This window comes from Aeromonas sp. 1805, assembly GCF_013085525.1.
In the GTDB taxonomy this organism is placed as follows: domain Bacteria; phylum Pseudomonadota; class Gammaproteobacteria; order Enterobacterales; family Aeromonadaceae; genus Aeromonas; species Aeromonas hydrophila.
Genome location: NZ_CP038515.1, coordinates 4,000,863 through 4,021,112 on the forward strand (window position 1 = coordinate 4,000,863; position 20,250 = coordinate 4,021,112).

The 20,250-nt window shown below is 62.4% G+C and carries 18 protein-coding genes, 1 pseudogene and 1 other annotated feature; of the genes and pseudogenes, 9 read left to right on the top strand and 10 right to left on the bottom strand.

Annotation, left to right across the window (positions count from 1 at the left end):
- Positions 1 to 48 precede the first annotated feature (48 nt).
- The 3 genes from dnaX to E5E96_RS18725 form a co-directional block, all read right to left on the bottom strand.
- Entirely contained in the window at positions 49 to 2,610 is a 2,562-nt protein-coding gene (gene dnaX, locus E5E96_RS18715; RefSeq protein WP_171282817.1) for a DNA polymerase III subunit gamma/tau, read from the bottom strand.
- A 182-nt stretch (positions 2,611 to 2,792) separates the two neighbouring features.
- Positions 2,793 to 3,338 (bottom strand): adenine phosphoribosyltransferase, encoded by a 546-nt coding sequence (gene apt, locus E5E96_RS18720; RefSeq protein WP_016350746.1) that lies wholly within the window; start codon positions 3,336 to 3,338, stop codon positions 2,793 to 2,795.
- Positions 3,339 to 3,469: 131 nt separating this feature from the next.
- A complete protein-coding gene (locus tag E5E96_RS18725; RefSeq protein WP_011706066.1) occupies positions 3,470 to 3,847 on the bottom strand; it encodes a YbaN family protein in 378 nt (125 codons plus the stop codon).
- 218 nt (positions 3,848 to 4,065) lie between these two features.
- Here E5E96_RS18725 and dusC point away from each other — a divergent pair, with 218 nt between their 5' ends.
- From dusC to E5E96_RS18740, 3 genes and pseudogenes are all read left to right on the top strand, one after another.
- Entirely contained in the window at positions 4,066 to 5,010 is a 945-nt protein-coding gene (dusC, locus tag E5E96_RS18730) for a tRNA dihydrouridine(16) synthase DusC (protein ID WP_171282818.1), read from the top strand.
- Between the two features lie 97 nt (positions 5,011 to 5,107).
- Entirely contained in the window at positions 5,108 to 5,476 is a 369-nt protein-coding gene (locus tag E5E96_RS18735) for an RNA polymerase-binding protein DksA (RefSeq protein ID WP_011706064.1), read from the top strand.
- A gap of 94 nt (positions 5,477 to 5,570) precedes the next feature.
- Positions 5,571 to 6,328 (top strand): annotated as a pseudogene (locus tag E5E96_RS18740) (substrate-binding periplasmic protein).
- Positions 6,329 to 6,374: 46 nt separating this feature from the next.
- On the opposite strand, the gene rnd reads toward E5E96_RS18740, so the two are convergent.
- The 7 genes from rnd to E5E96_RS18775 form a co-directional block, all read right to left on the bottom strand.
- Positions 6,375 to 7,487 (bottom strand): ribonuclease D, encoded by a 1,113-nt coding sequence (rnd, locus tag E5E96_RS18745; protein WP_171280573.1) that lies wholly within the window; start codon positions 7,485 to 7,487, stop codon positions 6,375 to 6,377.
- Between the two features lie 96 nt (positions 7,488 to 7,583).
- The gene (gene fadD / locus E5E96_RS18750) at positions 7,584 to 9,260 is read right to left on the bottom strand and encodes a long-chain-fatty-acid--CoA ligase FadD (protein WP_171283253.1); all 1,677 of its coding nucleotides are present in this window, start codon (positions 9,258 to 9,260) and stop codon (positions 7,584 to 7,586) included.
- Positions 9,261 to 9,458: 198 nt separating this feature from the next.
- Positions 9,459 to 10,325 carry an alpha/beta fold hydrolase gene (locus tag E5E96_RS18755; protein ID WP_171282819.1) on the bottom strand — a complete coding sequence of 289 codons (867 nt, stop codon included), beginning with the start codon at positions 10,323 to 10,325 and terminating at the stop codon, positions 9,459 to 9,461.
- A gap of 8 nt (positions 10,326 to 10,333) precedes the next feature.
- The gene (locus E5E96_RS18760; RefSeq protein WP_016350775.1) at positions 10,334 to 10,849 is read right to left on the bottom strand and encodes a Slp family lipoprotein; all 516 of its coding nucleotides are present in this window, start codon (positions 10,847 to 10,849) and stop codon (positions 10,334 to 10,336) included.
- 94 nt (positions 10,850 to 10,943) lie between these two features.
- Complete coding sequence (tsaB, locus tag E5E96_RS18765; protein WP_171282820.1) at positions 10,944 to 11,645, bottom strand: tRNA (adenosine(37)-N6)-threonylcarbamoyltransferase complex dimerization subunit type 1 TsaB; 702 nt, start codon at positions 11,643 to 11,645, stop codon at positions 10,944 to 10,946.
- Between the two features lie 109 nt (positions 11,646 to 11,754).
- Entirely contained in the window at positions 11,755 to 13,677 is a 1,923-nt protein-coding gene (locus tag E5E96_RS18770; RefSeq protein WP_171282821.1) for an ATP-dependent DNA helicase, read from the bottom strand.
- Positions 13,678 to 13,744: 67 nt separating this feature from the next.
- A complete protein-coding gene (locus tag E5E96_RS18775; protein ID WP_011706055.1) occupies positions 13,745 to 13,987 on the bottom strand; it encodes a hypothetical protein in 243 nt (80 codons plus the stop codon).
- Positions 13,988 to 14,173: 186 nt separating this feature from the next.
- Positions 14,174 to 14,298, top strand: a sequence feature (His leader region).
- Between the two features lie 28 nt (positions 14,299 to 14,326).
- Between E5E96_RS18775 and hisG the strand changes: the two genes are divergently transcribed.
- Genes hisG through hisA form a run of 6 tightly spaced genes read left to right on the top strand, consistent with a single transcriptional unit; the run spans position 14,327 to position 20,185 of the window.
- Entirely contained in the window at positions 14,327 to 15,223 is an 897-nt protein-coding gene (gene hisG, locus E5E96_RS18780) for an ATP phosphoribosyltransferase (protein WP_171282822.1), read from the top strand.
- A gap of 12 nt (positions 15,224 to 15,235) precedes the next feature.
- Positions 15,236 to 16,561: a histidinol dehydrogenase gene (hisD, locus tag E5E96_RS18785; protein WP_171282823.1), complete on the top strand. Its 1,326-nt coding sequence runs from the start codon at positions 15,236 to 15,238 to the stop codon at positions 16,559 to 16,561.
- Positions 16,558 to 17,628 (top strand): histidinol-phosphate transaminase, encoded by a 1,071-nt coding sequence (hisC, locus tag E5E96_RS18790; RefSeq protein WP_171282824.1) that lies wholly within the window; start codon positions 16,558 to 16,560, stop codon positions 17,626 to 17,628. Before hisD ends, hisC begins: the two co-directional genes overlap by 4 nt.
- 15 nt (positions 17,629 to 17,643) lie before the next feature.
- The gene (hisB, locus tag E5E96_RS18795; RefSeq protein ID WP_171282825.1) at positions 17,644 to 18,795 is read left to right on the top strand and encodes a bifunctional histidinol-phosphatase/imidazoleglycerol-phosphate dehydratase HisB; all 1,152 of its coding nucleotides are present in this window, start codon (positions 17,644 to 17,646) and stop codon (positions 18,793 to 18,795) included.
- Positions 18,795 to 19,436, top strand: a complete 642-nt coding sequence (hisH, locus tag E5E96_RS18800; RefSeq protein WP_011706049.1) for an imidazole glycerol phosphate synthase subunit HisH — start codon at positions 18,795 to 18,797, stop codon at positions 19,434 to 19,436. Before hisB ends, hisH begins: the two co-directional genes overlap by 1 nt.
- A gap of 5 nt (positions 19,437 to 19,441) precedes the next feature.
- Positions 19,442 to 20,185 (top strand): 1-(5-phosphoribosyl)-5-[(5-phosphoribosylamino)methylideneamino]imidazole-4-carboxamide isomerase, encoded by a 744-nt coding sequence (gene hisA, locus E5E96_RS18805; RefSeq protein WP_011706048.1) that lies wholly within the window; start codon positions 19,442 to 19,444, stop codon positions 20,183 to 20,185.
- Positions 20,186 to 20,250 lie beyond the last annotated feature (65 nt).

Below are 20,250 nucleotides of genomic sequence, written 5' to 3' on the forward strand. Positions count from 1 at the left end.
ACAGCCAAACCATTTTTCAACCGGGCACCAGGCCCGGCATGGTGTTTGTCAGCGACTCAGCGGCTCGATGCTGTCGTGGTGAAGCACGGCGCCAAATCGCTGCTGCAAAAATTGCACGTTGGGATCCTGCTCCAGATCCCGGGTGACCTGCTCACGCACCCCGAGATAGAGGCGATGTTCTATCTCCAGCGGCGTCTCCTGCTCAGGCACGTTGCCCAGCGTGACCTCCACCTGCACCGGTTGCCCCAGCTCGGGGCCGATGATCTCGGCCAGATCGGCGCGCGCCCTGTCGCTGATCAGATGGCGCTGCTCCGGTTTGAGGGTCAACAGTACCTTGTCCCCCTGCTGGCTCATGACCGAGTTGATGGCCAGCTGACGCAGCCGGCCACCGACACCGGTGCGGGCAATCAGCTCGGCCCAGGGATCGCCACAGCTGTTTAGCAGGGAAGACGGGATCAATCTGGCCGCCGCTTCTCCCGCTTGCGGCTGGTTGTTACCCTCCAGCTCGTCCCAGTCGATGGTCTCCATCACCGAGGCCGCAGGCGCCGGCTCGCTGGCAACGACCTCGCGAGGAGCCGTCACGGGAGCCGCAACAGGCGCAGCGCTAACCTGCCGAGGCGCACTACCGTCCAGATCCCAGGGCGGCAGATCGTCTGACTGAGGACGAGCAACGGCCGCGGGGACAGGCGCCGGCGACAAAGCCTCGGCAGCCCGCTCCGGCAGAGGAACACTGGCGAACGCATCGCTGAAACCTTGGCTCAAATACTCTTCGTAGTCGCTGCCGCTCTCTTCATAGGCATCGAGCGGCGGCAACTCGTCATACCCCGTCTGCGGGGCTGGCCGGGCAGACGCCTGCCCTTGCCCATCAACTCGTGCCGGTTGCGGTTCGAAAGCCGGGGATGGCGTGGCGGAAGCTGACTGTATCGCAGTTGCCGGTCTGGCGGCTGCCACCGGTTTGGCGGGAGCAGTGCGCACAGCGCTGGTCGCCACAGACGGTTCGCTGCGCAGACGACTGCGCAACAGATTGCGCTTGCCAAGCAGGCTTTGCATGCTGGAGACCGTCGAGGGAACGGCCTCTGCGTCGGCCACCACCTCGGCCTGCGGGATTGATTCGGGCTCGGGCTCGGCCATGACAGGCACTAAGGGGGGAGCCACAGGCGGCTCTACCGGCAGGTTGCCGGACGCGGCCAGCAACGTCGCCGCCTCGTAACCCATCTGCTCGGCCTCGCGCAGCAACTCATCCTGCTCGGCAAACAGCGGATCCAGCTCGGCGCCGTTATCCTGTCTCTCCAAAGCTTGCTCGACAGTTGCTGGCTCAGCCATCACCACTGGGACGATGGGCGCTGCAGGCGCGGCGAATGCGGCGGATGCGCCTGCTGACGGAGCCAGTGGCGCTGCGCTGGCAGCCGGGGCCGGCTCAGCCCCCTGGGGCTTTCCCGGCGCCGCTGCGCCACTTCTCGCCTCTGTCGCCAACCCTCCCATGGCGGGGGGCAGCGCCGTCAGGCTGGCGGGGTGCAGTACTTCACGCCGGGGCGAGAAGGCCAGCATCCGCAGGCAGGTCATCTCCAGCGCGGTGCGACCATCGGGGGCCCAGGGCAAGTCTTTACGGCCGCCCAGCACGATTTGATAACAGAGCTGTACCTCTTCCGGGCTCATGGCCTGGGCCAGCTGCAGCAGGGCATCAGCGTCCGCCCCCTGCTCCTGCACGGTGGCAGGCAGCAGCTGCGCCATGGCGATGCGATGGAGCAAGCCTTCCAGCTCGGCGTGCAGCTGATCAAAGTCGGGGCCCAGGGTGGCAATTTCGGTGATCTTGGCCATGGTGGCCGGCGCATCCTGGCGCAGCACGGCCTCCAGCAGCTGGTGCAGATGGCGATGATCGAGCGTACCCAGCATGGCCAGCACGCTGTCGAGGCGCACGCTGCCATTGCCGTGGGCCAGCGCCTGATCGGTCAGACTCAGGGCATCGCGCATGCTGCCGTCGGCCGCCTTGGCCAGCGCCAACAGGGCGCGCGGTTCAAAGGGTTGCCCCTCCTGATCCAGCACCCATTCGAGCTGCTTGGCGATCTGGGTCTGATCCAGACTCTTCAGATGAAACTGCAGGCAGCGCGAGAGGATGGTGATCGGCAGCTTCTGCGGATCCGTGGTGGCCAGCAGGAACTTCACATAGGGGGGCGGCTCTTCCAGGGTTTTCAGCAGTGCGTTGAAGCTGTGGCGCGACAACATGTGCACTTCATCGATGAGATAGACCTTGAAGCGGCCACGTGCTGGTCGGTACTGCACGTTGTCGAGCAGTTCGCGGGTGTCTTCCACCTTGGTGCGCGACGCCGCATCGATCTCCAGCAGATCGACGAAGTTGCCCTGATCGATCTCGCGGCAGGTGTCACACACCCCGCACGGGTGGCTGCTGATCCCCTGCTCGCAGTTGAGGCTCTTGGCCAGGATGCGGGCGATGGTGGTCTTGCCGACCCCTCGGGTGCCGCTCAGCAGATAGGCGTGATGCAGCCGTCCCTGATCCAGGGCGTTGGTCAAGGCGGTCAGCACATGGTGCTGGCCTACCACTTGTTCAAACGTATTGGGGCGCCATTTACGCGCCAGAACCTGATAGCTCATAGATCTCGATGCAGGGATGACAAGGCATTGAGGTTGGATGCTAACACAAATGCGGGGCGGGCTGTATCGGCTATCGGCCAGGGCGGGAGGGATCGCTTGAATTTCAAACCGATGCCCGTACGGGCACCGGTCTGGACGCAGGCAAGGCTGACGAGACCTGCCTGCTTGGTGAGACTGAGGGCTTATTCGCCCGGCAGTTCGACCAGAGAAACCACCTTGACGCCGGCGGCAGTCAGGCGGGCATCACCACCGAGGGACGGCAGGGAGATGATGAAGGCGGCATCAACCACTTCACCGCCGGCACGGCGAATGAGCTTGACGGTGGCATCGACGGTGCCGCCAGTGGCCAGCAGATCGTCCACGACCAGCACCTTGTCACCGGGCACGATGGCGTCGGTGTGCAGTTGCAGGGTGTCGGTGCCGTATTCGAGGGCATAGGACTCTTCGATGACGGCGCGGGGCAGCTTGCCCGGCTTGCGAACCGGCACGAAGCCCAGACCCATGGCGTAGGCAACCGGCGCGCCGAAGATGAAGCCGCGCGCTTCGGTACCGACAATCTTGGTGATCCCTTGATCACGATAGTGATTGGCCAGCAGATCGATGGTGGCCTTGAAGGCATCGGCATTCTCGATCAGGCTGGTGATGTCGCGAAACAGGATGCCCGGCTTCGGATAGTCGGGAATGGTCTTGATGCTCGCTTCGATAAATTTCAGGGTTTCCGGATTCATGGTTTGACCGTTTGTTTTTCGACGCAGATGGTCGTTTCTCTCAGCTTCCCGCCAGCGGGAAATAAAAAGGCCCGTCACGCAAAAATGACAGGCCGACTCCATAGCATTATTGCCGCAATAGCTTAGGGACTTCACTTCTCCATTGCAACTGGCTCCAGCACCGGCAGACGCATTAACCAGGTGAGCAGGATCACCATTATGGCAATGAGCAGCAGCCTGACCCACAGCAGGGGGACCACCGCCAGCGACACCGAGAAGGAGAGCAGAATGAAGAGGATGGCACGCCGCCGCGCATGGCGGCGAATGCCGCGATACTGCTGCCAGTCGGCAATGGGTGGCCCGAACCAGGGGTGCGCCAGCAGCCAGCGGTGGAAACGGGGCGACGAGCGGGCAAACAGGGCCGCCGCCAGCAGCATGAAGGGGGTGGTCGGCAACAGGGGTAGCACGATGCCAATGATGCCGGTCACGAATGCCAGCCAGCCCAACCCCATCAAACACCAACGTTTCATCGCAGCCCCTCTTGCATGCCCTTGCGTCATCCTAACAGGATCCGCCCCCATGTTGACAACGATTCCCATTATCACGGCAACTGATGCCCCGGATCACGGGGCTTGCGCACCAGTTATGACCTGAACCTGCCCATTCCCGTGGCGTGACGGCTGACAACCTGCCCCGTTACCACTACAATCTGCGCTCTTTTTTCTCTGTTTGCCCTTCGGAACCGGTTATGCGCGTTATTTTGGCCCCCATGCAGGGGGTGCTGGATCACTTGATGCGGGAGGTGCTCACCTCCGTCAACGATTACGACCTCTGCGTCAGCGAATTCATCCGGGTGGTCGATCAGCTGCTGCCGGCCAAGGTGTTCCATCGCCTCTGCCCCGAGCTCAAACAGGACGGCAAGACCCGGGCCGGCACCCCGGTGCGGGTACAACTGCTGGGCCAGCACCCCGAATGGCTGGCCGAAAACGCGCTGCGAGCCATCGAACTGGGCTCCCCTGGCGTCGATCTCAACTTCGGCTGCCCTGCCCCCACGGTCAACAAGAGCAAGGGGGGCGCCGTGCTGCTCAAAGAGCCCGACACCATCTATCGCATCGTCAAGGCGGTGCGCGAAGCGGTGCCTGCCCATCTGCCGGTGAGCGCCAAGATCCGCCTCGGCTACGATGACAAGGAGCTCTATCTGGAGAACGCCCATGCCGTTCATCAAGGTGGTGCCAACGAGCTGGCCGTGCATGCCCGCACCAAGCGCGAAGGCTACAAGGCGCCGGCCCACTGGGAGTATGTGAGCGCCATTCGCCGTGCTCTGCCCATTCCCGTCACCGCCAACGGCGAGATCTGGGATCATGCGGATGCCCTCGCCTGCGCCCAAGTCTCCGGTTGCGACACCCTGATGGTGGGCCGCGGCGCCATCTCCCTGCCCAATCTGGCCAACGTGATGAAGACCGGCTGTGCCCACATGAGCTGGGCCGAGGTGCTGCAGCTGATGGTGAGCTACACCGAGCAGGACTTGGCAAGCGAGAAGGCGGACTACTACCCGAGCCGGATCAAGCAGTGGTTCAGCTATCTCAAGCGGGAGTATCCCGAGGCGGATCGGCTGTTTGGGGAAATCCGGGTACTCAAGGAGACTCATCCCATCCGGGATGCCTTGCTGCAGGCGTCGAAAACTGTGATCTAACCGTCCTTTACTTGACGCATATCATCTTGATAATCCTGTCGCTTCCCTATACTGCCCCAGATTCGTAATTCGTCTGTTGGGGGCTAGTGTGTGTGAAATGACGCAAGCTCAGTTGGCCGTGTGGCGTGATCGCCTGCTGACTGACTGGGCGCAAGTAAGAGAAGAGCTGATCGGTCAGCTCAAAGCCTGTCGGCGTGACGAGTGGGCAGAAAAGGTGGATCACTGCGAGCGGGATCAACTGGTTGATCTGACCAGCCGCCTCGACCTGCCCAAGGTGGAGCAGAGCGTGGCTCGCCTCAAGCGCATCGATGCCGCCCTCTGTCAGATGGATCTGGGCCTCTATGGCCTCTGTTCCGACTGCGAGGAGCCGCTGGCCATCGAACAGCTGGAACAGGACCCGACCCTGCAACGCTGCCCGCGCTGTGAAGCCCGCTATCGCAAGGGATTCCACGCCCACGAACTCTGAGGGATGCACGTCCGTGCATCCTCTCCTGCGGGCTGGTCAGCCCGACATTTCTATTCAATAATCAACAACAACCACGCTGAACAGGGACATCTCCGTGTACAGAGTCTTGTTGTTATGGTGTTTGTGCTGCTCCGCCTGGGCGCAAGAGTCGCTGCTGGTAGGCTGGTCAAGCTGGCACCCGTTCAGCTTTCGCGACGAACAGCAGCAACTGCAGGGGCTGGATATCGACCTGCTGGAAGCCATCTTCAACCGGGCTGGGTTTCACGCCAACTACAGCGAGATGCCCTGGGCCCGCGTGCTGCGCGAGCTGGAGTTCGGCACCATCCAACTGACCATGTCCGCCAACCAGACCGCCGAGCGCGACCTGTATGCCCGCTTTACCCTGCCCTATCGTAATGAAGAGACAGTGCTGCTCATCCGCCGTCAGGACAAGGGGCGCTGGCAGGAGATAACCCAGCTCTCCGACTTGCTCTCCCGGCCGGACTTCACCATCGGCCTGCTGCGTGATTTTGATTACGGCACCGATTTTCGCACCTTCATGCAGTCACCCCAGATGCAGCAGCGACTGCTGGTAAGGCTCAAAATGGAACCGCTGATCAAGCTGCTGCTGGCCGGCCGGATCCAGGGGTTGTCATGGACCCCATGGGATTGCAGCAGCTCAATCTGGCCGGGCTCCCCCTCGATCAACTGACCACCCTGCTCGACATCCAGCAGACCCCGGTCCACCTGATGTTGAGTCGACGCACCACCACGCCGCAGCAGCTGCAACGGCTTGATGAGGCGATCCGGGCCCTGCTGCAGAGTCCGGAGTACGGGCAGATCCTGGCTCGCTACCGCTATCCGCTACAGTAACGCCGACAAAAAAAGGGGCCCGAGGGCCCCTTTTTTTGTTTTGTGATCATTGTGCCAGCAAGTGGCCAACCAGTTCATGGCGCCAGCCTTGCAGCAGCATCGGCTTGTCGGCCCGGGCGCGCTCTTCGTCGCTCATGCGCCAGCTCCAGGTGAAGTACTGGTGAATGATCTTTTTGCTGGCCACCAGCTCGGGCGGAATGTTGCTGGCCTTGGCCTTCTCTTCCACCATCCCCTTGATGCGCTTGAGCTCGGCCTTGTACTGGGGGTAGTCCACCAACCGGCGAATGGGCTCGGGCCAGCTGTCGGGATCGCTCTGCTGGGCTGCGGCCACGATATCCAGCATCCGCTTGCCGTGGATCTTGATCTCGATGGGGGCCAGCCCCAGCTCGTTCAGATCGCGCAGCGAGGTGGGTCTGCGCTCCGCCACCTTGAACAGGTGCAGCTCTTTGACCACGAAGTTGAGGGCCAGATCACGGCGCACTGCCTCCTGCTGACGCCAGGCGGCCAGCTCACGCAAGATAGCCAGCTCACGGCGCCCCAGTTGCCAGGCATTGACGATGTCGAGATAGGCCTGGCGGGGATCGCTGGTCTGGGTCTTGCGGGCAGAGTGGTTCTGGCACTCCTGCTCGAACCAGGCGAACTTGCCGCTTTCATGCAGCTTGGCCATCACCTTCTCGTAGAGTGGCAGCAGATAAAACACGTCGGCCGCTGCGTACTCGAGCTGACGGGGAGTCAGTGGGCGCGCCAGCCAGTCGGTGCGGGCCTGATCCTTTTCCAGCTCCACCGCGAGAAATTCGTTGACCAGGGCGCCAAAACCGACCGATACCCCGTAACCCAGAAAGGCGGCGGCCAGCTGGGTGTCGTGCATCTGGTTGGGCAGATGGCCCGCCTGATGCTGGATAAGCTCCAGATCTTCACCGGAGGCGTGCAAGATGGCGATCTGCCCTGCCCGGCCGAGCCGTTGCCAGAGGGAGGAGAGATCCAGCGTCAGCGGATCCAGCAGTGCCAGATGCTCACCGTCATAGATCTGGAACAGGCCCAGCTGGGGATAGTAGGTGCGGGTGCGAACGAATTCAGTATCGATGGCCAGGGGAACGTCGGCCAGGGAGGCGAGATACTGATCCAGTTCGGCTTGCTGTGAAATGAGTTGATAGTGCATCTGTGCCTGCGCGTTGATCAGGGCCAAAAGAAAAAACCGTGGGCTGACCCACGGTTTTGCATAACGACGGCATGCTGCTTGGCAGCGCCATGCCGGTTACTGCTTGGCAATCTCCTCGTCGCGCAGCACGCGGCGCAGGATCTTGCCCACATTGGTCTTGGGAAGTTCGTCACGAAATTCTACCAGTTTCGGTACCTTATAGGCAGTCAGATGTTTGCGGCAGTGAGCAATAATCTCGTCTTCCTGCAGCTTTGCATCTTTCTTGACCACGAAGATCTTCACCAGCTCGCCGGAGACCTTGTGCGGCACGCCGACGGCAGCCACTTCCAGCACTTTCGGGTGCAGCGCCACCACGTCTTCAATTTCGTTCGGATAGACGTTGAAGCCGGAAACCAGGATCATGTCCTTCTTGCGATCGACGATCTTGAAGAAGCCCTGCTCGTCACACACCGCGATGTCGCCGGTACAGAGCCAGCCATCCTGCATCACCTCGGCGGTGGCTTCCGGCCGCTGCCAGTAACCGCTCATCACCTGCGGGCCCCGCACCTGCATCTCGCCAGGTTTGCCAAGCTCGTGGATCTCCTGGCCTGCATCATCCACCAGCCGGATGTCGGTGGAGCAGACCGGCAGGCCGATAGAGCCGTTGTAGTCGAGCAGATCATAGGGGCAGACGCTCACCAACGGCGAACACTCGGTCAGGCCGTAGCCTTCCAGCAGCGGCGTATCAGTCAGCCCTTTCCACTGTTCGGCCACCGCCCGCTGCACCGCCATGCCGCCGCCTATGGTCAGCTTCAGGCGGGAGAAGTCCATCGACTGGAACTCGCCATTGTTGACCAGCGCATTGAACAGGGTGTTGACCCCAGTGATGCAGGTAAAGGGGTACTTTCTGATCTCTTTGACAAAGCCCGGGATGTCGCGCGGGTTGCTGATGAGCAGGTTGTAACCGCCGATGCGCATGAACAGCAGGCAGTTCACGGTCAATGCAAACACGTGGTAGAGCGGCAGCGCGGTGACCACGAACTCCTTGCCCCGTTCCAGCATGGGGCCGTATACCCCGAGGCACTGCTCGACGTTGGCGATGAGATTGCGGTGAGTCAGCATGGCCCCCTTGGAGAGGCCGGTGGTACCGCCGGTGTACTGCAGGAAGGCCAGATCGTCGTTGTTGATCTCCGGCTTGATGTACTGCAGATAGCGGCCCTTGGCCAGCGCCTGGCGCATGGTGCTGGCGTGGGGCAGATTGTATTTGGGCACCAGCTTCTTGACGTATTTCACCACGAAGTTGACCAAGGTGCCCTTGGCCAAGCCCAGATTGTCGCCCATGCGGGTCAGGATCACGTGCTTGACCGGGGTGTCGTAGACCACTTTTTCCAGGGTATGGGCGAAGTTGGAGACGATGACGATGGCCTTGGCGCCGGAGTCCTTGAGCTGATGTTCCAGCTCGCGCGGGGTGTAGAGCGGGTTGACGTTGACCACTATCATGCCGGCACGCAGGATGCCGAACACCGCGATGGGGTACTGCAGCAGGTTGGGCATCATCACGGCGACCCTGTCACCCTGACTGAGCTTGAGCTCGTTTTGCAGGTAGGCGGCAAAGGCGCGGGACTGCTCTTCGAGGCGACGGTAGGTAATGGTCTGCCCCATGTTGACGAAGGCTGGCTGGTCGGCAAATTCGTTCACCGACTCTTCAAACATTTCGACCAGGGAGCTGTATTGGTCTGGATTGATCTCGGCGGGCACCCCTTCTGGATAACGCTTCAGCCAGACTTTTTCCACGAACTTCTCCTGCATAACTAGCACCTGTGCGCTCACTGTGTTGCCTCCGTCCCTGTTCACATCCATTTCAAGCAGTTGTTTTAAGCTCATACTCTAATGCCGCCCATATTTACATAGGGCAACATCAATTAACAGCAAATTAACAACGGAAAAATGTGAGGAAGAAGACAAACCTGGAATTATTGAAAGCCGTCGATTCTACCGAATTTGACAAAATTTTTCGATACAAACCGCGGTCTCTGCCGAATTTTCCATATGAAAATGATGGTTTCCCGCCAAAACGACCCGCTCTATCTGGGCAAACGCGGCATGACGCTGTTGCCACTGCGCCTGCAGGCTGGCAAAACCCTCTGCGCCGGCGATAAACAGCACCGGGCAACGGATGGCCCGGATCAGCGCCTGGGCCTGCCCTTCGCTCATGCGCATGGGGGAGAGATCCCGCAAACGAGGATCGCTGCGCCAATGCCAGCGCCCTGCCCGTGCCTCCAACTGCCGCTCGCAGATGAGGCGTGCCGAATTCGGGCCAATATCGGCCACCTTGCAGCGCGCCGCCACCGCTTCATCGATGGACGCAAAGCCCTGGGAGGCTCGCTCGCGGGTACGACTCCGATTCAGGATGGCGCGGCGCAGTTGCTCCGGCACCGCCTCGTCGGGTTGGCTCAGAGGCCCAAGCCCCTCCAGCAGGATGAGTCGCTCCACCTGCTCGGGGAAGACCCCGGCATAGGCGGAGGCGATCAAGGCCCCGAGGGAGTGGCCAAGCAGCGTGAATGCCGTCCAGCCTGCCGCCTGGGCGATCTGGTAGAGATCGTCCAGCCAGTCGACAAACACATAGGGCGTGCTCTTGTGATCCGAGTGACCGTGCCCCGGCAGATCGATGCAGACCAGCTGAAAATGGGTCAGATAGGGGGCAAGGGGCACAAAGCTCGCACTGTTGTCGAGCCAGCCGTGCAGCGCTACCAGCAAGGGTTTGCTCGTTTGCTCACCCGGCACCGGCTGACTCTCAAGCAAGGCCACCCGGCGGCCATCGGCCAGGGTCAGGAAGCGCTCCTGCAGCACGTCGTTCACTCCCGATCCTAGCGGCGCAGTGGCCGTCTCGGCCAGTAGGGATCATAGAAGGGGTCGTAGAAGTAGGGATCCACATAGCGAACCTCTACCTCCTTGACCGGCGGCCACAGCTTGCTGCCTGTCACCTTGAGCACCGAGAAACGGTATTTGTGCTCGCCTATCTGGCTGTCGAGCGGCTTGTCGATGGTGCCGAGCACCGTCAGGCTGCGCCCCTTGGCATAGAGGGTCGGGTCGACAAAGCCCTGCATGATGGCCAGAAAACGACCGGGGCTCTGTTCGGTCTGCTCCGGCACCCCGTTGGACTTGAGCGGCAGATAGACCACCTCGATGACGCTCTGATCCGCCTTGTTGTGTACCGCTGAGATGACCCCGCTCCAGCGGGCCGGTTTGCCCTCCAGGCCGGCAAGGGCCGGCTGGTAGGCCACCAGCTGGTTGGCGGGCTCATAGGCCAGCTCTTTCGGAACCGAGCTGCAGGCACCGAGCAAGAGCCCTGCGGCCCCCATCACCATTGCACGCTTCAACATGTCACGCTCCTCTGGCCGGCTGAAACCGGCCTGTCACCCCCCGCAATGGGGCATGTTCCGATCGGCGTGAGCGACATGCCTGCCACTCCCGCCGTTATTCGCGACCCGGCAGCTTCTTCCAGGTCACCTTGTCACGCAAATAGACCGGGGTCGCCTGCTCCACCGCCACCGCCTTGCCAGCCAACCAGGCGCTGCGCGCCAGTGGCAGCATGTCTTCTGCCGCCGGGAAGCGCACCTTGCTCACCGCCAGCTCATCGGCAAGACCACTCAAAATCTCGCCATAGGTCTCAAAACCGGTGCCGACGCAGGTCACTCGACCCGCCAGCTTGCCACGGGCGTCAACCAGTGCCGCGGGATCGCTCACCACCTCGTCGCCCACCAGCTGCATGCGGCCGTCGATCAGCTCATAGCGACCGAAATAGACCTCGTTCATCCGCGCATCGATGGCGGTCAGCACCTGTTCGGCGCCATCCAGACGATGGGCACCTTGCGCCATGGCGGCCAGGGTGGAGATGCCGATCAGCGGCACGCCGGCCCCAAATGCCAGGCCCTGCGCCACACCGATGCCGATGCGCACCCCGGTAAAGGAGCCGGGACCACGACCAAAGGCGATGGCATCGAGCTCATCCAAGGTTATCCCGGCGTCGTCCAACACAGCCTGAACCATGGGCAGGATCTTGCGGGTGTGATCCCGCGGCGCCTCCTCCCAGCGGGAGAACACCTGCTCCCCCACCAGCAAGGCGGCGGAGCAGGCTTCGGTGGCGGTATCAACGGCCAGGATCTTCAACTCGTTCATGCTTTCCAATCTCTATAAAATCAGTCAATTACATAATCTGCAAGCAGACAGTGCCAGCAGTTTTTCAAAATTTTGCGGGGCTTGCCCGGCCGCGCCAGGGCAAACACGATCACCGCCCGGCGAGCGCCTGCTGCTCGAAGAAATTCCCCAGCATCGCCAGCTCCCGGGTCCGTGGAATGGCGGGCAGACTCTTGATGAAGGTGGCGCCGTAGGGCTTGTTGACCATGCGGGGATCACAGATGACCAATACTCCGTGATCACCGCGATCACGGATGAGCCGCCCCACCCCCTGTTTCAAGGCGATCACCGCCTTGGGCAGCTGGATATCGGCGAAGGGATCGCCGCCCCTGAGCTTGCAGTCATCCACTCGCGCCTTGAGCTGCGGATCATCGGGACTGGCGAACGGCAGCTTGTCGATGATAACACAGGAGAGGGCCGCCCCCCGCACGTCGATCCCCTCCCAGAAGCTGCTGGTCGCCACCAGCACGGCGCGGCCATTTTCGACGAACTCCTTGAGCAGTCGCTGCTTGTTGTCCTCTCCCTGCAGCAGGACGGTGCGCCCGATCTCCCGGCGCAGCACCTCGGCCACCTGGCGCATCACCTGATGGCTGGTACAGAGAAAGAAACAGCCCCCCGGCGTCTTGTTGATGAGCGGGATCATCAGATTGGCCAGCTGCTCGCCGCGGCCAAAAGCATTGGGCTCGGGCAGAAAGCGCGGCACGCAAAGCCGCGCCTGCTCGCCATAGTCGAACGGGCTGTCGAGAATAAGCTCGGCGCTACCAGCCAGTCCCAGCTCGGCTTTGAAGTGATCAAAGCGCATGTCCACCGTCAGGGTGGCCGAGGTAAACACCCAGGCTACTTCGGGGCGCAGCACCTCGGCGCCAAAGCGCTCGGCCACCGACAGCGGGGTCAGGTTGAGGGTAAAGTGCAGCCGCGAGCAGTCGTACCAGTAGGAGAAACCGGTCTGGTTGATGGCCAGCACTTCGCCAAGGCGGGTGCGCAGCTCGCTGATCCGCTCGAAACAGTGATCCAGCTGCTCGCCGCGCCCGAGCGCCAGTTTCAGCACTTCATAGCAGAGTCCGAGGGCATCGTTGAGACGGGCCAGCGCCTGGCCCCAGAGCGGCTGGCGCAGCATGTCGCGGGTGTTGCCGCGCCCACCATCCACCCCGAAGGCGAGCCGCAAATCCTGGCTGGCGATGGCGAGCCGGTCGGCCGCCTTGCCGAGCTGGGTCATGTCGTGGGCCTCGGCCCGATAGGCGAGCTGGATATCCTGCGCCAGATCCAGGATGGTGCGGCTGCCCACCGATTTGCCGAAGTAGTTGGTGGCGATCTCGGGCAGTTGGTGCGCTTCGTCAAACACGTAAACCTGCGCTTCGGGCACCAGCTCGCCAAAACCCGTGTCTTTGACCGCCATGTCAGCGAAGAAGAGATGGTGGTTGATCACCACCACCTGGGCATCCATGGCTCGGCGGCGAGCCACCACCAGATGGCAGTCGTCGTAATAGGGGCAGTCGCGACCGAGGCAGTTTTCATTGGTGCTGGTGACGTGCGCGAGGATCTCGGCGTTCTCCTGCAGCCCCGGAATATCCCCCACGTCGCCGTTGTCGGTGGCGGTGGACCAGGACTTCACCTTGACCAGATCATTGAGCACTTCCGGTTTTTGCAGGTGGGATTCGCTGAGCAGCCGGTTCATCCGCTCGATGCAGAGATAGTTGCTGCGCCCCTTGAGCAGGGCCACCGGCGGGGTATAGGAGAGCGCCCCCGTGATGGTGGGGAGATCCCGGTAAAAAAGCTGCTCCTGCAGGTTCTTGGAGCCGGTGCTGATCACCACCCGTTTGCCGGACTCCAGCGCCGGCACCAGGTAGGCGTAGGTCTTGCCGGTACCGGTGCCCGCCTCCACCAGCAAGCGACCATGCTCCTTGATGGCACGCGCCACCGCCTCGGCCATCTCCAGTTGCGGGGCACGGGCTTTGAAGCCGTCGATATGGCTGGCCAGAGGGCCGTCTGGCTTGAACAGGGTCTGGATGGTCAAAAGGGCGTCCCGTAGCAAAAGGGGGCATTATGCCAAAAGTGTGGCAAAAGCGGGACTGATTCTGCGCCTAGACGAAGAGATCGATCTGGTGATCGGGATCCGGCTTGTGATCGTCCTCTTCAGGTGCTGGCTGATCACGCTTGGCCGATGGATAAGGCTGCTGGCGCTGCTGGGAGTCACCGTTATCGGTGCTGGTCTTGCGCAGCTGATGCTTCTGGCTGATCTGGGTCACTTCCCGCTTGATGTCGTCACTGCTCGGGGCAGCCGGTGCCCGGGGCAGAATGGGGAATAACAGGTCCTGACTGGGCATGATGTCGCCTCCTCTGGCTCACCTTGTCTAGTTATCGACCAGAAAACCGTTTTCTCAACTTTAATCGACCAAATCACATTTTCCGGTTGCTTTTTCCGTCAAGGCAGGTAGTTTAAATCGGGCGTCAACTACGACATCTTATTTGTAAAGGATTAATTACATGCAGTTCACCAGCCTGAAGACTCATCACCACCATCATCATCCCGAATAGTCTTTCAGGAGGTTGACTGCTGGAAGACACTTAACTGGTGACTTCCAAAAGGACCGCAAGATTCATAAGCCCTCGGAAGCACTGACTTCCGAGGGCTTTTTCGTTTTTGACTAGAAGGAAATCGAGCAATGGAAACACAACGTCTGCGCATCGCCATGCAAAAATCCGGTCGCCTGAGCCAGGACTCCCAGGCCCTGTTCAAGAGCTGCGGCCTCAAGATCAACCTGCGCGAACAGCGCCTTATCGCCCATGTCGAGAACATGCCCATCGACATCCTGCGGGTACGCGATGACGACATCCCGGGGCTGGTGATGGAAGGGGTCGTCGACCTTGGCATCATCGGCGAGAACGTGCTGGAAGAGGTGCAGCTCATTCGCGCCTCCCAGGGCCAGTCCTTTGCAGTCAAGACCCTCAAACAACTCGACTTCGGCGGCTGCCGCCTCTCCCTGGCGGTGCCGGACGACGTCAACTACACCGGGCCACAGAGCCTCGCCGGCAAGCGCATCGCCACCTCCTACCCGGGGCTGCTCAAGCGCTTCTTCGACGAAAAAGGGCTTAGCTTCAAGAGCGTGATGCTGGGCGGTTCGGTGGAAGTGGCGCCGCGTGCGGGCCTGGCCGATGCCATCTGCGATCTGGTCTCCACCGGCGCGACTCTTGAGGCCAACGGCCTCAAAGAGGTGGAAGTGATCTACCGCTCCAAGGCGGTACTGGTGCAGGCACCCAACCCCTTGTCCGATGCCAAGCAGAAGATCATCGACACCCTGCTGCCCCGCATTCAGGGGATGCAACAGGCGCGCGAGAGCAAGTACATCATGCTGCACGCGCCCAAGGACAAGCTCGATGCCATCACCGATCTGCTGCCGGGCGCCGAGCGTCCCACCATCATGCAGCTGGCGGGCGAGACCAACCAGGTGGCGCTGCACGTCGTCTCCAGCGAGACCCTGTTCTGGGAGACCATGGAACAGCTCAAGGCGCTGGGTGCCAGCTCCATTCTGGTGCTGCCCATCGAAAAAATGATGGAATAAGGAAGGAACATCATGCAGACCCTGATCTGGAAGACCCTCTCCCCCGCCCAGCAGGCCGACGTGCTGACCCGGCCGGCCCTGAGTGACGAAGCCGACATCGGCGCCGTGGTGCGGGAGATCATCGCTGCGGTGCGCAGCCGGGGCGACGAGGCCCTGTGCGAGCTGAGCCAGCGCTTCGAGCGCGCCCCCCGTCAGCAACTGCAAGTGAGCGATGCCGAAATCGAGGCCGCCTGCGCCCGCTTGGGTGACGACATCAAGGGCGCCATCGAGGCGGCCATCGCCAACATTCGTACCTTTCACGCCGCCCAGGTGCAGCCAGTGGTGCGGGTGGAAACCCAGCCCGGGGTGGTATGCGAGCTGCGCACCCAGCCCATCAGCCGGGTCGGCCTCTACGTACCGGGGGGCAGCGCGCCGCTCCCTTCCACCGTGATGATGCTGGCCATTCCAGCCCGCCTGGCCGGTTGCCGTGAAGTGGTGCTCTGCACCCCGTCCCCGGCCAGCGACGAGATCCTGTTCGCTGCCCGTGCCTGCGGGGTCGAGAAGGTGTTCGCCATCGGCGGCGCCCAGGCCATCGCCGCCATGGCTTACGGCACACAGAGCATCCCCAAGGTGGACAAGATCTTCGGCCCGGGCAACGCCTATGTGACCGAAGCCAAGGGGCAGGTATCCCGTGACTGGCGCGGCGCCGCCATCGACATGCCGGCCGGCCCCTCCGAAGTGCTGGTGATCGCCGACGAGAGTGCCAACCCCGCCTTCGTGGCGGCGGACCTGCTCTCACAGGCCGAGCACGGCCCCGACAGTCAGGTGGTGCTGGTAACCACCTCGCCGCTGCTGGCCGACGCCATCAACGGCGAGATCAAGCGCCAGCTGGCCAAGTTGACTCGCCGCGATATCGCCGCGCAGGCGCTCGGCAGCAGCCTGGTGATCCTCTGTGACGATCTGGCAGAAGCCTGCGCCATCTCCAACGCCTATGCGCCGGAGCACCTGATCGTGCAGACCCGCGCTCCCCGTGATCTGCTGGATCAGCTTGAGAATGCCGGCTCCATCTTTCTGGGAGCATGGACGCCGGAATCGGTCGGCGATTACGCCAGCGGTACCAACCACACCCTGCCCACCTACGGTTATGCCCGCACCTGTTCGAGCCTGGGCCTCGCCGATTATCAGCGCCGCTACACGGTGCAGGAGCTGAGCGAGCGTGGCATTCAGGGCCTTGGCCCCATCGTCGAGCGCATCGCAGAGGCCGAGGGGCTTGATGGCCACAAAAATGCCGTCACCCTCAGGTTGAACGCCCTGGCCGCCACGTCCCAACAAACAGCACAGCAGAAGGATTTGTCATGAGCATTGCCAACCTGGCGCGCCGCGTGGTGCGGGCCCTCACCCCCTATCAATCCGCTCGCCGCATCGGCGGCAAGGGCCACGTCTGGCTCAACGCCAACGAGGCGCCGCTGGCCTATCCCTTCACCATCGAGGGCAGCCGTCTCAACCGCTACCCCGAGTGCCAGCCGGCCGAGGTGGTGAATGGCTATGCCGCCTACGCCGGGGTCAACCCCGATCAGGTGCTGGTGAGCCGCGGTGCCGACGAGGCCATCGAGCTCTTGATCCGCACCTTCTGCGAAGCGGGTGAAGATCAGATCCTGATCTGCCCGCCCACTTACGGTATGTACGCCATCAGCGCCGAGACCTGTGGTGTCGGCATCGTCGAGCAGCCGCTGACCGCCAGCCGCCAGCCTGACTGGCCCGCCATTGCCGATCGCCTTTCCGACGTGAAACTGGTGTTCCTCTGCTCCCCCAACAATCCCACCGGAGATCTGGTGGGCCGCGACGGCCTCATCGCCCTGCTGGAGAAGGCGCGGGATCGCGCCATCGTGGTGGTAGACGAGGCCTATATCGAATTCTGCCCCGAGGCGTCCGTGGTGGACCTGCTGGCCCGCTTCCCCAATCTGGTGGTGACCCGCACCCTCTCCAAGGCCTTTGCCCTGGCGGGGATCCGCTGCGGCTTTACGCTGGCCAGTCCCGAGGTGATCGCCATGCTGGCCAAGGTGATCGCCCCCTATCCCATCCCCGAGCCCATCGCCCAGATCGCGGCGCAGGCCCTCTCCCCCATGGGACTGGAGCTGATGCAGGAGCGAGTGGCGGAGCTCAACAAGCAAAAAGCCGCCTTCAAGGCCGCGCTGGCAACCCTGCCCTGCGTGAAAGAAGTGTTCGAGGACAAGGGCAACTTCGTGCTGGTGCGCTTTGTGGATGGCGCCGCCGTCTTTGCCGCCATGAAGGCCGCCGGCATCATCTTGCGGGATTTCTCGACCAAGCCGGGCCTGGACAACAGCATTCGGGTCACCATCGGCTATCAGGGCGAGATGGATGCCGTGCTGGCGGTATTGCGTGACCTGCCCTCTCCCTCTTTTTAAGACAAGGATGTAGCGATGAAGACCCCGTTTTTGTTTATCGACCGCGACGGCACCCTGATTGAAGAGCCGGTGACCGACAAGCAGGTGGACAGCCTCGCCAAGCTGCGCTTCGAGCCCATGGTCATTCCAGTGCTGCGCGAATTGCAGGCCGCCGGCTACGTGCTGGTGATGGTGACCAACCAGGATGGGCTGGGTACTGCCAGCCTGCCGCTGGAGAACTTCCAGCCGCCCCACGATCTGATGATGCACCTGTTCGAATCGCAAGGGGTGAACTGGGAGCAGGTGCTGATCTGCCCGCACTTCCCCACCGACGGCTGCAGCTGCCGCAAGCCCCACCTCGGGCTGGTGAAGGAGTATCTCGCCTCCGGTCGCATCGACTTTGCCAACTCCTTCGTGATTGGTGACAGACAGACCGATCTGCAGCTGGCCGACAACATGGGCATTCGCGGGATCCGCTACCACCCGCAGGATCACGACTGGCTCGCCATCCGTGATCAGCTGCTGTCCAAGGGGCGTGTGGCCGAGGTGGAGCGTTACACCAAGGAGACTCGCATCCAGGTGGCGGTGGATCTCGACAAGAGCGGCGGCAACCAGATCGCCACCGGCATCGGCTTCTTTGATCACATGCTGGATCAGATAGCGACCCACGCAGGTTTCAGACTCAAGCTCAAAGTGAGCGGCGATCTGCACATCGACGATCACCACACGGTAGAAGACGTCGGATTGGCCCTGGGTCAGGCGCTGCGCCAGGCCCTTGGCAGCAAGCGCGGCATCGGCCGCTTCGGCTTCGTGCTGGCGATGGACGAGGTTCAGGCGGTGATCGACGGTCGCCCCCGCCTGGTTGACGGCGCCAATGACAGTGCCCAGGCTCCCTCGTTGACCGAGCTGGACGTGGCCACCGCGCTCGACTTGAGCGGCCGCCCCTACTTCGTGTTCGACTGCCCGAGCGGTTTTGGCCGCGACAGCGTGGGCGAGATGGCCACCGAGATGGTGCCCCACTTCTTCCGCTCCCTCTCGGATGCCATGGCCATCACCCTGCAGATGAAGGTCGGCAGCGGCAACACCCACCACCAGGTGGAGGCGCTGTTCAAGGGCTTTGGCCGCGCCCTGCGCCAGGCCATTCGAGTGGAAGGGAGCGAGCTTCCCTCCAGCAAGGGGGTGCTGTGATGGATGTGAGCAAGCAGAAGCTGGTCATCATCGACACCGGCTGCGCGAACCTGGCCTCGGTGCGCATGGCATTCGAGCGCCTCGGCGTGCAGCCGCGGGTCTCCCGCGAGGCTGCCGATATCGAGCAGGCGGACAAGCTGATCCTGCCCGGCGTCGGCACCGCGGTGGCCGCCATGAAGAATCTCAACGAACGGGGGCTGGTGCCGCTCATTCGCGCCGCCAAGCAGCCGCTGCTGGGTTTTTGCCTCGGCATGCAGATGCTGGCGGAGGCCTCCGAAGAGAGCATGGCGGCCGATGGCAAGACCCATGCCTTGATCGATTGCCTTGGCATAGTACCGGGCAGGATCAAGCTGATGGAAGTAGGCAATCTGCGTTTGCCCCACATGGGCTGGAACCAGATTGAACACGACGAGACCCATCCTCTGCTCAAGGGGATCCCGAGCGGCAGCTACTTCTACTTCGTGCACTCCTATGCGCTGGAGGTAACCGAAGCGACGCTGGCGACCTGTGACTACGGCAAGCCTTTCACCGCCATAGTGGGCGGGGTTGCAGAGCGCAGCAATTTCTTTGGCGCCCAATTCCACCCGGAGCGCTCCGGCGCGGCCGGTGCCCGCCTACTGCAAAACTTTTTGGAGCTGTAACAAGGATGATTATTCCAGCCATTGATCTGATTAACGGCCAAGTCGTGAGGCTCTATCAGGGCGACTACGGTCAGAAGACCGCCTACAGCGACAGCCCGCAGGCCCGCTTCGACGAATATGTCTCCCAGGGGGCGGTGCAACTGCACCTGGTGGACCTTGATGGTGCCAAGGATGCCAAGGCGCGCCAGCTCCCTCTCATCGCCCAGCTGCTGTCGGCCACCGAAGCACCGGTGCAGGTGGGGGGCGGCGTGCGCAGCGAGCAGGATGTGGCAGATCTGCTGGCCGCCGGCGCCAGCCGGGTGGTGATCGGCTCCACCGCCGTCAAATCGCCGGATCTGGTGGCCAGCTGGATGGAAAAATACGGCCCCGAGCGCATCGTGCTGGCACTGGACGTCAACATTGATGCCCAGGGCAATCGCCATATCGCGGTAGCCGGCTGGCAGGAGAACAGCGGGGTGACCATCGAAGCTTTGATCGAGCGCTTCCTCCCTGCCGGGCTCAAGCACGTGCTCTGCACCGACATCAGCCGTGACGGCACCCTCTCAGGCACCAACGTCGAGCTCTACCGGGATCTCTGCGCCCGTTATCCGAGCGTCGGCTTTCAGGCCTCCGGCGGCATTGGCGGCATCGAAGACATCGAGGCGCTCAAGGGTTCAGGGGTCAAGGGGATCATCCTTGGCCGCGCCCTGCTGGAGGGCAAGTTCTCGGTAGGGGATGCCATCGCCTGCTGGGGAAATGGCAGCCTGTAAGCAAGCCGCAGCGTCGCCATCAGGACGTCGATTGAGAGAGAGGCTCCCTGCCGGGCCGTCCGGCC